8 protein-coding genes and 1 pseudogene are annotated in these 11,222 nt (G+C 57.2%); 2 read left to right on the forward strand and 7 right to left on the reverse strand.

Going from position 1 to position 11,222, the window contains the following annotated elements:
- Positions 1-272: 272 nt before the first annotated feature.
- On the reverse strand, positions 273-1,643 hold the full coding sequence (locus OKB77_RS22195) for a leucine-rich repeat-containing protein kinase family protein (protein ID WP_129504189.1): 1,371 nt from the start codon (positions 1,641-1,643) through the stop codon (positions 273-275).
- A 320-nt stretch (positions 1,644-1,963) separates the two neighbouring features.
- Between OKB77_RS22195 and OKB77_RS22200 the strand changes: the two genes are divergently transcribed.
- Together OKB77_RS22200 and OKB77_RS22205 are read left to right on the forward strand one after the other, a co-directional pair.
- Entirely contained in the window at positions 1,964-2,728 is a 765-nt protein-coding gene (locus OKB77_RS22200; RefSeq protein WP_265776253.1) for an SDR family oxidoreductase, read from the forward strand.
- A 51-nt stretch (positions 2,729-2,779) separates the two neighbouring features.
- Positions 2,780-3,607, forward strand: a complete 828-nt coding sequence (locus OKB77_RS22205) for a bifunctional transcriptional activator/DNA repair enzyme AdaA (protein WP_265776252.1) — start codon at positions 2,780-2,782, stop codon at positions 3,605-3,607.
- 50 nt (positions 3,608-3,657) lie between these two features.
- On the opposite strand, the pseudogene OKB77_RS22210 reads toward OKB77_RS22205, so the two are convergent.
- The 6 genes and pseudogenes from OKB77_RS22210 to guaB all read right to left on the reverse strand — a co-directional run.
- A pseudogene (locus tag OKB77_RS22210) lies at positions 3,658-4,722 on the reverse strand (IS3 family transposase); the annotation flags it as partial.
- Positions 4,723-4,835: 113 nt separating this feature from the next.
- Positions 4,836-5,699, reverse strand: coding sequence for a hypothetical protein (locus OKB77_RS22215; RefSeq protein ID WP_201888849.1), 864 nt, complete (start codon positions 5,697-5,699; stop codon positions 4,836-4,838).
- Positions 5,696-6,010, reverse strand: coding sequence for a hypothetical protein (locus tag OKB77_RS22220; protein ID WP_201888848.1), 315 nt, complete (start codon positions 6,008-6,010; stop codon positions 5,696-5,698). Before OKB77_RS22220 ends, OKB77_RS22215 begins: the two co-directional genes overlap by 4 nt.
- A gap of 824 nt (positions 6,011-6,834) precedes the next feature.
- Positions 6,835-7,107, reverse strand: a complete 273-nt coding sequence (locus OKB77_RS22225) for a hypothetical protein (RefSeq protein ID WP_265776251.1) — start codon at positions 7,105-7,107, stop codon at positions 6,835-6,837.
- 379 nt (positions 7,108-7,486) lie between these two features.
- The gene (gene guaA, locus OKB77_RS22230; RefSeq protein ID WP_019445882.1) at positions 7,487-9,076 is read right to left on the reverse strand and encodes a glutamine-hydrolyzing GMP synthase; all 1,590 of its coding nucleotides are present in this window, start codon (positions 9,074-9,076) and stop codon (positions 7,487-7,489) included.
- An 84-nt stretch (positions 9,077-9,160) separates the two neighbouring features.
- Positions 9,161-10,624 carry an IMP dehydrogenase gene (gene guaB / locus OKB77_RS22235; protein ID WP_005345006.1) on the reverse strand — a complete coding sequence of 488 codons (1,464 nt, stop codon included), beginning with the start codon at positions 10,622-10,624 and terminating at the stop codon, positions 9,161-9,163.
- Between the last annotated feature and the right edge of the window lie 598 nt (positions 10,625-11,222).

An 11,222-nucleotide genomic window follows, 5' to 3' on the forward strand; every position in this document is an offset into this window, starting at 1 on the left:
TTCTGTACTAAAGATGCCTCAATATCACAACTTAACCGGCACCGCGCAACCCTCTGTCCTCCCCTTTTTGCCGCGCAGTCTCTGCGTGTTATCCGGCAAATGACGGGACATCCCCTTGCCGTGCGCCTCGCTGTCACAATGGGCGCTCCTGGATACGTTTATGACGGGCAGAGGCATACCAACCCATGCAAAAACGTCATGGGTGTATGGCGATGAATGAATAAAAGGAATGACGCTAGCAGGCCAAAACGTGCCTGCCAACGCCAGAAAGATCACGACAGTGTGGCGCGAACGGCCGCCAGCTGACGCTCGATATAAGCAAAATCGGGACGATCGGCGGGGAGTTCCGAGAGGCAGGCCGCTTTGAGCTGATGCAACCCATCAAGCGGTGAGTCTTGCGTATCGCAATGGGCCAACAGCTCCTCCAGCAGGCAACCAAAGGCGCGCACTTCCAGTCGCTCAAGGCCCACGGCCCGCTCGCGGTTGCTGCGCTCATATAAAGAAGCGGCGCCAAAATCCCCCAGCAGGGCGCGAGCCGGTGCGTCAGACCAGCGGGTAAACAGGATATTGTGGCCGTAGAGATCCCCGTGCATGATGCCCGCGCGGTGCAGATGGCCCGCCACCGAGGCGATGCCGTGGGCCATCGCCAGCGCATCCGGCACACTCAGATGCAGCCCCTCTGGATAGACATCCCGGGTGCAGGAGTCCAGGCTCGGCGGTCCGGCCAGATTGGCAAAGGCCGGGGCGATCAGCTCCATCACCAACGCCGGAATGCCGGAGGGGTGATCCGCCACCTTGCCTATCACCTTGATAAGGTTGGGATGAGTGCCCGCCGCCAGCGACGCCGCCATCTCGCAGCGAGGCAGCCCGTCGCTGGTCACCGCCCCCTTGAACAGCTTGACCGCCACCTGACTTACATCGCCTCTATCGCTCGCCCGAGTCACTTCATCAGCAGGATTACCCACAAGGGTGGCGCGATGGATAACGCCGGATGCTCCCTGCCCCAGCAGCTCGCCCAGCGCCAGCGTCTCCCAGGCAAGGGGTTCGACATGGACATCATCGATGGCCCGCGCCTCCGCCCCTTCGCTAAAGGGGTTGCCGGAGTAGGCGAGCCATGAAAGGCGCGGCAGCGAGAGCAGCCACTCGGGGAAGCGCTCGATGCGGTTGGCAGCGATGCGCAGCAGCTCCAGATTGCGGCAGTTGGCAAGACTTGCGGGCAGCTCGCGCAGGCGGTTGCCTGCCAGCATCAGCTTTTGCAGGGCGTCGTACTGGCCCAACTCATCAGGCAGGTGCTCAATTGCGTTATCGGTCAGGATCAGCCAGCGCAAACCGGCGGGCAGCGCTTTGGCCGAGACGGTAGCAATCCGGTTGGCCTTAAAACCCACCATGGTGAGCGCCGGACAGCGTCCCAACACCTCGGGCAGCTCGGTAAAGCGGTTCTCGGAGCAGAAGATGATGCGCAGTTTGCCAAACCCGGCCAGCTCGTCAGGGAGCGTGCTCAGCTGGTTGCCGGTGAGATCCAGCACCTCCAGCGTCTCTTTCAGGCTCAAAATCTCGGTGGGGAACTCCGTCAGATTTTCAGAGAGCTTCAGATGGCGGGCACCGCACAGTTCACCTGCGCGCAGCTGTTCCAGAGTATGCATAACCGTTTCTCAATCCTGATGATCTGCCTGATGGCACAGCGACCATCAGCGCGCGCCGAACCCGGGTCCGGCGGTTTTAAAGGGGGGCATTATAAAGAATTCGGGGCGCAGTTCGCCCCTTTTGTTGTCACGAAGGCCTGTATCGACATGTAGCAAAACGACTTGGGAACAAAGAGAGCAAGATTCGGGTCGTTCCAGCGAGGAGTGGTTGCCATAGTGGGGGCCAAACCCAAGACGGTTGGAACCTATTGGGGTTCCAACCCACAGCCAACCCTGTGCCCCACTGATTTGGCGCACAACACACCTGCGAGGGAACTGCCATGTCATTACTGTCCAACAAGGTCGCCATCATCACCGGCGCCAGCTCCGGCATCGGCCGCGCCAGCGCCATCCTGTTTGCCCGCGAAGGGGCCAGCGTCGTCGTCGGCGCCCGCCGCCAGCCCGAGCTGGATCTGCTGGTGGATGAGATCCGCCATGAGGGGGGCCAGGCGGTGAGTCTGGCGGGAGATGTGAAAAGCGAGACTTACGCCCGCGCTCTTGTTGATCTCGCGTTAACCCGTTTCGGCGGGCTCGATATCGCCTTCAACAACGCAGGTATCACAGGCACGCCGGGCAGCGTAGAGGAGCTTGAGCTGACGCAGTGGCAGGAAACGCTGGATACCAACCTCACCAGCGCCTTTGTGGGAGCCAAGTACCAGATCCCCGCCATGCTGGCGCGTGGCGGCGGCTCGCTTATCTTTACCTCTACCTTCGTCGGCCATACCCTGGGGCTGCCCGGCATGGCGGCCTATGCGGCGAGCAAGGCAGGTCTCATTGGCCTGACCCGGGTGCTGGCTGCCGAGTATGGGGCACAAGGGATTCGGGTCAACGCCCTGCTGCCGGGGGGCACCGACACCCCCATGGGGCGGGCTTTTGCCAATACGCCAGAGAGCCTCGCCTTTGTGCAGAATATGCATGCCCTCAAACGGCTAGCCCAACCGGAGGAGATCGCCCGTTCGGCCCTCTACCTCGCGTCCGATGCATCCAGCTTTACCACCGGCATTGCCCTGCTGGCCGATGGTGGGGTATCAATTTGTCGCACATGACCTTGTCGCCCCCAAGATCCTGCGACCGAAACCTTATCGTGAGAGCGCCTTATGTCTGATTACGCCCGTATCGCCGATGCCATCCGTTTTATCGCAAGTCAGGTGGAGCGTCAGCCCACTCTGGACGAGATAGCGGCGCACGTTCACTTAAGTCCCTTTCACTTCCAGCGGCTGTTCAGCCGCTGGGCCGGAGTGACGCCCAAACGCTATCTGCAAGTGCTGACCCTGGAGCGGGCCAAGGCGCTGTTGCAGGAGTCGCGCCCGCTGCTTGAGGTGGCCGATACCCTGGGCCTTAGCAGCGGCTCGCGACTCTACGATCACTTCGTGCAGCTCGAAGCGGTGACGCCGGGCGAGTACAAGCAACGGGGGGCCGGGCTGGTTATCGATCACGGGGTGCACGACACCCCCTTCGGTCAGGCATTCGTCGCCCTGACCCCGCGGGGGGTGTGCAACTTCTCGTTTCTCGATGAAAAGGCCCCAGAGGCGCCGCTGGCCGCCCTCGCCCAGCACTGGCCTGCGGCAAGGCTGCAAGAAGCGCCATCACGCACCCAGAACGTCATCAACACCATGTTCGATGGCAGCAAGGCGCCGGATCGCCCCATCTCCTTGCACGTGAGCGGCACCAACTTTCAGATCAGCGTCTGGCGGGCGCTGCTGCAGATCCCGCCCGCCAAGGTGGTGAGCTACGCCCAGGTGGCGAGCGCCGTCGGCAATCCCAAGGCTGCCCGCGCCGTGGGTCTGGCGGTGGGCGCCAACCCCGTCGCCTTGATGATCCCCTGCCACCGGGTTATCCAGCAAAACGGCAAACTCGGCGGCTATCACTGGGGCGAGACCCGCAAACAGGCGATACACGCCTGGGAAGCGGCGAGGTATGAGTAAACGTGGCCTTTTTCTGCCCGCCAATTTCCTGATAGGGGAAAATGCAGTGGTCAACTAAATCCGGACACTCGGTTAGGCCGATGTTCGGCTTTTGCTGGCAGTATCCCGTCATTGTGTTGATGTGGACATCGCCAGTTGTAGTAATCCATCAGGTAATAACCGATATCCCGCTTCGCTTCCCGCAGACTCATGTAACCCGTCGCCGGAAGCCACTCCGCCTTCAAGCTCCTGAACAACCGCTCCATCGGCGCATTGTCCCAGCAGTTGCCACGCCGACTCATGCTCTGGGTCATGCGATAGCGCCACAGTCGTTGCCGAAATACCCGGCTGCCGTATTGGCTGCCTTAGTCGGAGTGAAACAGCACACCTGACGGACAACCTCGTTGCTGATACGCCATCGCAAGTGCTTTGATGGCCAGCTCGGCATCTGGTTTATCTGACATCGCCCACCCCACAACCCGCCGGGTATGCACCGCCGCCAAGTAATACCAACGGCCACCTGCCCATACGTAGGTGATGTCGCCGCACCACACCTGATTGTGGTTGCTGGAAATTAAATTCACGCGCCAGAAGATTGGGTATATCCGGTCGTTCAGACCGCACGACCTGATAATGATGAGCTCCCGGTTGTTTGGAGACCAGCCCGGCTGCCTGCCGAGTCCCGGCTCGCTTTGAACAAACGGCGCAACTCGCTGCGTTGCTGCATCCGCTCACGGTTAATCGTCCGCTTGCGGGCCAGATAGTCGTAAAAACAGGATGTTGGAACATCGAAAGCGCAGCAGACCAGAGTGATGGGGGCTTGCTCTCTTAATCGGTCTATCTGCGCGTACGAGTGAATTCGTCCGTAATCAAGAGAGCCGTAGCTTTTTTAGAATGACCTTTTCGCGCTCGAGCCGGTTGATGCGTGCTTCCAGCTCCTGGATTTTCTGCTGCTCCGGGGTCAGTGCTTTGCCGATTTGGGTGGTGCCGGTTCGTTCGGATTGAAGCTGCTGAACCCATCGGCGAAGTATGGTGTCACCGACATCCAGTGAACGGTAGGCTTCGGGGATAGAGTATCCCTGGTCGAGCACCAGGGATGCTGCTTCGAGTTTGAATTCAGCAGTAAATGAGCTGCGTCATCTTGTCATTGAACACCTCTGGTCATGGTGGCGACTGTACCACCTAAAATGGTGTTCGGGATGATTAGACCGCTACAAGCCACGAACTCGCCGGAGGCGGGGATGTCGGCTTAAGCCCCTTGTTGGGCCATGCCAAGTTCCCTTACGACGCCCCGGACCCGCTTCAGTCCTTCATCCGGGTTCGCATACACACCTTCCCTGCGAACGATGCTCCCATCTTGATTCAGCACGATCCAAAGACAGTTTTCTAACGGATCATCGTCGGGAACGAGAGCTGCTGCGTCTCTGTCGCTTCGCGGCACTAGAGCCGAAATGAAATGATCATGGACAAGTCTTTTAGTCGTGTAGTACTCCATAAAATACCCGAGCGAGTAATAGAGCTTGCTCTTTGATGGATGAGTCTCATCGTATACAACAAGAAAAATTGGCTTTCCAGTTGCCTTAGAAGTATCGGCAGCCTCTCTCACTGTCCGCATCGGCTCTTCGATAAAAAATGGGTTGTCGCCAGAAACCGAAGGCATGTGTGTTTTCTCAGCGTCTACTTTTGAAACGGTAGAACTCCGCTGGATTCGCATAAGCTCCTGCTCAGCCTGCTCTTTAGACTTCAATCTCCAGAGCATTACCACGCAAGCGATCGAAATGCCGATGCCCGAGACAATAACGGCAACTTGCTCAGGCCTCTGGGTGAAAATATAAACAACATCTTGATAGAAGATGCCGCTCAAGGTCATAAGTACGCCGATGACTGAGTAGAGTTGGAGGACTAGCTTGTAAGACGAGGATCTCTTTCGATAAAAGAGTTTGTAGTGCCCCATTTCTTCTTGAGCCTCTTTTACGTCGGCTCCAGTGATTTCAATCAGGTCATCACCGAGAACATACTTTCTCTGCTTGATGCTTTCCTCTAATTCCTTGGCTTTGTTTTCCTTAAAGCTTTCGAGCGCATTTTTTCCTGATTCTGTGTAAATAATTTTCATGGCTGCTTCAGCCTCGTGCTACGAACAACGAATAGGACTACAGCTATTGCCACACTTAAGACGAATAGCGGTGTTCCCCAGGACTCTTTCAAAGAGCCGCCACCAACTCCTGCGAGAGCTGTAAAAACATACTCACCGATTTGAACCGGAATAGACCAAGGTGACGGTTTCGATTTTCCGAGGCTGGCGGCCATTGCCATGGCGCCCGACCGGACATGATCATGAGTTACTTCGACATTCGAGTCATCTGCTTTATCTGCTTGGGCGAAAACGATCGCCTTTTCAAGAAGAGTTTTTTCGAAGTCCAGCACTGCATCCTTGTACCGCTTCAGGCCTGATGTAGTAAGCCCAGCCTGTACTAATTCGTGATCTGTCTTCACATAAGTCCCCGACTGCGTAAGTTCCGCATGTTTCTGATTTTCTCTATTAGAGGCCCAACAGTGATTAGATAGAAGGCGGTACTAATCCAACATCAGAACCTTCCGCATAACTCCGCCTCACATTCATAACCAACTCAAAAAAAATCATTTTAAATCATGATATTATCACACCAATACTGATGTTTTAACGTATTCACTTGACTTTTTCTTTTTGCCATTCCATCAACTGATGGCACCCACTGGATCTCAGTGTGCTCGTGCCATTCCTGAATTGCATCCAAGCTACTGCTCGACAGCCTCCACCAGCCTAGTTCATAGGTGACTCCATAGAGGCCATTCCTAAATGACTATCCTAACGAGCGAAAGAGATAAGAAAAAGAGGAAGATAGGCGTTTCCCAAGCCAGATCAAGAAATTACCCCATCTTGGGAGGTGTATCAGCCGCTTGCATCAATATGGAGCATCGAAGCAGCGGGTATCCGGCTCCATTGTCCCATAGCTTCTTATGGACGGAGCTTGCTCCCGATAAACCACATCCTGCCGCCATATGTGAACGCGATAGATGACGCTCTGCCGATCGACTCAGGAACTCACCATGACGACATTGGCACCACGGCCTCTCCCTTTCGCCAAGAGTAAAATTTTCTCGCAAACAATTGGAAAATGAAAAGACGCCCTCGGGCGTCTTTTCTATTGCTGGTAGTTAGAGCCAACCGGCTGGAGGCTATGTCCTCCCTACTTAGCCCCTAAACCACATCAGATCGGGGTAATGGAGGTGATATGTGCCGAGCCATCCAGGGATTGGAAGATCTGCACCACGGCTTCCCCGTGGATCGGGTTGGGCAGCGGCACAGTGCTCTTGCACTTGAAGCGGTAGTTGGTGCCAGCCACCACCTGGGTGGAGACTTCAAAGGGTACGTACTGCACCCCGACAAATCCTTTCAGCGCCTGATCAAATACCGCCTGATCCTCGGCGGTCAGTTTGTGATATGCGGTCCATCCACCCACCAACACTGCTTGTTCTGACATATCAAACTCTCCGTGCTCTATGATCCCGACTCGTTTGGCCGTTCGGGCTGCGCCCCGTTGATTCAAGTGGTTTCCGGTCTCCACCGGGGTGTCATCACTGCCGATTGGCGCGATGACGATGGGCAAATTTGCGCAGCTATCTGCAACTGGATCAGCCCTCCCCCTTGCCACAAACCGCTGTTGACAGCAGGCTCAATTGGCATGAGAGAGCCTAGTGCGGGATGACAAAAATGCCCCTGTCACATATGACAGGGGCAAGGTGGCGAAAAAGCTGCTCGAAAAAAGAAGATGTGTGGCGCAAACGATTGAGAAAAGAAAAGACGCCTCAAGGGCGTCTTTTTGCATTTTTATGCTCGATGGGCAGAAGGGCGCGAGCCGCTTATTCCCATTCGATGGTTGCAGGCGGCTTGCCGGAGACGTCGTACACCACGCGGGAGATACCGTTGATCTCGTTGATGATGCGATTCGATACGTGACCGAGGAAGTCGTACGGCAGGTGAGCCCAGTGGGCGGTCATAAAGTCGATGGTTTCGACGGCGCGCAGGGCAATGACCCAGTCATATTTGCGACCGTCGCCCATCACGCCAACGGAGCGCACCGGCAGGAAGACGGCGAACGCCTGGCTGACCTGGTTGTAGAGGTCGGCTTTGCGCAGCTCTTCGATAAAGACCGCATCGGCGCGGCGCAGAATATCGCAGTACTCTTTCTTCACTTCACCAAGGACGCGCACGCCCAGACCCGGGCCCGGGAACGGGTGACGGTAGAGCATGTCGTAGGGCAGACCCAGCTCGAGGCCGACGCGGCGCACTTCGTCTTTGAACAGCTCGCGCAGCGGCTCGACCAGACCCATCTTCATCTCTTCCGGCAGGCCGCCGACGTTGTGGTGAGACTTGATGACGTGGGCCTTGCCGGTCTTGCTGGCAGCGGATTCGATTACGTCCGGATAGATGGTGCCTTGCGCCAGCCACTTGGCGTTTTTCAGCTTTTTCGCTTCATCATCAAACACTTCAACGAAGACGCGGCCGATGATCTTGCGCTTGGCTTCCGGCTCGTCAACACCGGCCAGGGCAGAGAGGAAGCGCTCTTCCGCTTCAACCTTGATGATGTTCAGACCAAAGTGGTCACCAAACATCTCCATCACCTGCTCGCCTTCGTTCAGACGCAGCAGACCGTTGTCCACGAAGACGCAGGTCAGGCGATCTCCGATGGCGCGGTGCACCAGCATGGCGACCACGGAGGAGTCGACACCGCCGGAGAGACCGAGGATCACTTCATCGTCGCCCACCTGCTCGCGGATGCGGGCAACGGCGTCGTCGATGATGGTGGCCGGGGTCCAGAGGCATTCGCAGCCGCAGATATCTTTGACGAAGTGCTCCAGCATGCGGGCACCCTGACGGGTGTGGGTCACTTCCGGGTGGAACTGCACGCCGTAGAAGCGCTTGGCCTCACACGCCATGGCCGCGTGCGGGCAGGTCGGGGTCTGGGCAATGGTGGTGAAGTCGGCCGGAATGGTGGTGACCTTGTCACCGTGGCTCATCCAGACATCCAGCAGGGCATTGCCGTTGTCTGCGATGGCATCTTCAATATTGCGCAAGAGCGCGCTGCTCTTGCCAGCTTCGCCCAGCACTTCCACCTTGGCGTAACCGAATTCACGCTCGGTGGAGGATTGCACCTTTCCACCCAGCTGCTCGGCCATGGTCTGCATGCCGTAGCAGATACCGAACACAGGGACACCGGCGTTGAACACATACTCGGGGGCGCGCGGGCTGCCCGCTTCGGTGACGGACTCGGGGCCGCCGGAGAGGATGATGCCGCTCGGATTGAATTCGCGGATCTGCTCTTCGGTCACATCCCAGGCCCACAGTTCGCAGTAAACGCCGATTTCGCGCACGCGGCGGGCGATCAGCTGGGTGTACTGGGAACCGAAGTCGAGGATAAGGATACGGTGCTGGTGAATGTCTTTAGTCATTTTATTCCTGCATCAGGCTGATGTTGTCACAAAGGGCACGGGATAAAAAAAGGGTGGAAAAACGGGGCGCAGGGCCCCGTTTTATCAGCCCATCCGATAGTTGGGGGCTTCTTTGGTAATGGTCACATCGTGGACGTGGGACTCTTTCATCCCGGCGCCGGAGATGCGCACAAATTCAGCTTTAGTGCGCATATCGTCGATAGTGGCGCTGCCGGTCAGGCCCATGGAGGAGCGCAGGCCGCCCATCTGCTGGTGGATGATCTCTTTGAGGCGACCCTTGTACGGCACGCGGCCTTCGATGCCTTCCGGCACCAGCTTGTCGGCGGCGTTGTCGGTCTGGAAGTAGCGGTCGCTGGAGCCTTTGGACATGGCGCCCAGAGAACCCATACCACGGTAGGATTTGAAGGAGCGCCCCTGATAGAGCTCGATCTCGCCCGGCGCCTCTTCAGTACCGGCGAACATGGAGCCCACCATGACGCAGCTGGCGCCCGCGGCAATGGCCTTGGCGATGTCGCCGGAGAAGCGGATACCGCCATCGGCAATCACCGGAATACCGGTGCCTTCCAGCGCGTCAACAGCGTCGGAGATGGCGGTGATCTGGGGCACACCCACGCCGGTCACGATACGGGTAGTACAGATGGAGCCCGGGCCGATACCGACCTTGACCGCATTGACACCGGCAGCAGCCAGCGCCTTGGCGCCCGCGGCGGTCGCCACGTTGCCACCGATGATCTGCAGATCCGGATAGGCATCGCGAGTGGCCTTGATGCGATCCAGCACGCCCTGGGAGTGGCCGTGGGAGGAGTCGATCAGCAGCACGTCAACACCGGCTTCTACCAGCGCGGCGACGCGCTCTTCGTTGCCAGCACCGGCACCGACCGCAGCACCGACCCGCAGACGACCCTTGTCATCTTTACAGGCGTGAGGCTTGCGCTCGGCTTTCTGGAAATCTTTAACGGTGATCATGCCCTTGAGTTTGAAGTCGCCGTTCACCACCAGCACTTTTTCGATACGGTGCTTTTGCATCAGGGCTACCACCTCTTCGCGAGGGGCCCCTTCACGCACGGTGACCAGACGATCTTTCTGGGTCATGATCTGTTCAACGGTCTGGGAGAGGTCAATCACGAAGCGCACGTCACGGCCGGTGATGATACCGACCAGCTGATTGCCGTCAGTCACCACGGGGTAACCGGCAAAGCCATTCTTGTGGCTCAGCTCCTTGATTTGGGCGATGGTCATGTCAGGGCGCACGGTGACAGGGTCAGTGACCACGCCGCTCTCGTACTTCTTGACCTTGCGCACTTCGGCAGCCTGCTGCTCGATGGACATGTTCTTGTGGATAAAGCCGATACCGCCTTCCTGGGCCAGTGCGATAGCCAGACGGGCTTCGGTCACTGTGTCCATGGCAGCGGAGATCATCGGGATGTTCAGGCTGATGGCAGAGGTCAGCTTGGTACGCAGATCGGCAGTATTGGGAAGAACTTCGGAGTGGGCGGGAACCAACAGTACATCGTCGAAGGTTAACGCTTCTTTGGCAATCCTGAGCATGGCAATATCTCACCGTTGAGGAAGTGGGGGTGTAAAATATTGCCGACGAAGTTTACTCACGCATTGGTCACTGGTAAAGAAGTTTTTTGAATTTTTTATGGCATAGCCCTCGTTTAGGCGGCCAAAACGCCAAAAAACCAAGATTATCAGTACGAAAAGTGCCATTTCGGGGCAAAAGAGTTGGCTAACCGGTGATTTATGCAAAACCGGTAGGTGCCGACGCAGCCTAACCCCCATGCAACGGGATGATCGACAGGGGCTCAGGGGGCAAGCGGCCTCTGATCACCCTCCCCTTGTCTTGTGTCCTTGTATTGTCTCTTGCCCTCGCGGCGACCACTCGCACCGGTATCATTCTCTTCTCAATGTCCTTTGCTCGGTCTGGATAATAAATTTCGCCCGCTGACAATATATATTTTCTGGCACAACAAGGGTTGCCTCTCTTTATTATTTTCGTCCCACCATCCGCAGCAAGGTATTATCTTTATCCAGCAGATGATGTTTCAACGCCCCGACAATGTGCACTAGGGAAGGTGCGAACAAGTGGATCGCACCTTCACCACGAACTCTTTGTCCGCATTTGAAATGCCCATCACTCCAA

It is taken from the genome of Aeromonas sp. Y318-3 (assembly GCF_027706185.1).
Classification (GTDB): domain Bacteria; phylum Pseudomonadota; class Gammaproteobacteria; order Enterobacterales; family Aeromonadaceae; genus Aeromonas; species Aeromonas veronii.

Coding starts and splice junctions, on each gene's coding strand:
- OKB77_RS22195 (WP_129504189.1), bottom strand. CDS start 1,643: ATGCATACTCTGGAACAGCTGCGCGCAGGTGAACTGTGCGGTGCCCGC.
- OKB77_RS22200 (WP_265776253.1), top strand. CDS start 1,964: ATGTCATTACTGTCCAACAAGGTCGCCATCATCACCGGCGCCAGCTCC.
- OKB77_RS22205 (WP_265776252.1), top strand. CDS start 2,780: ATGTCTGATTACGCCCGTATCGCCGATGCCATCCGTTTTATCGCAAGT.
- OKB77_RS22215 (WP_201888849.1), bottom strand. CDS start 5,699: ATGAAAATTATTTACACAGAATCAGGAAAAAATGCGCTCGAAAGCTTT.
- OKB77_RS22225 (WP_265776251.1), bottom strand. CDS start 7,107: ATGTCAGAACAAGCAGTGTTGGTGGGTGGATGGACCGCATATCACAAA.
- guaA (WP_019445882.1), bottom strand. CDS start 9,076: ATGACTAAAGACATTCACCAGCACCGTATCCTTATCCTCGACTTCGGT.
- guaB (WP_005345006.1), bottom strand. CDS start 10,624: ATGCTCAGGATTGCCAAAGAAGCGTTAACCTTCGACGATGTACTGTTG.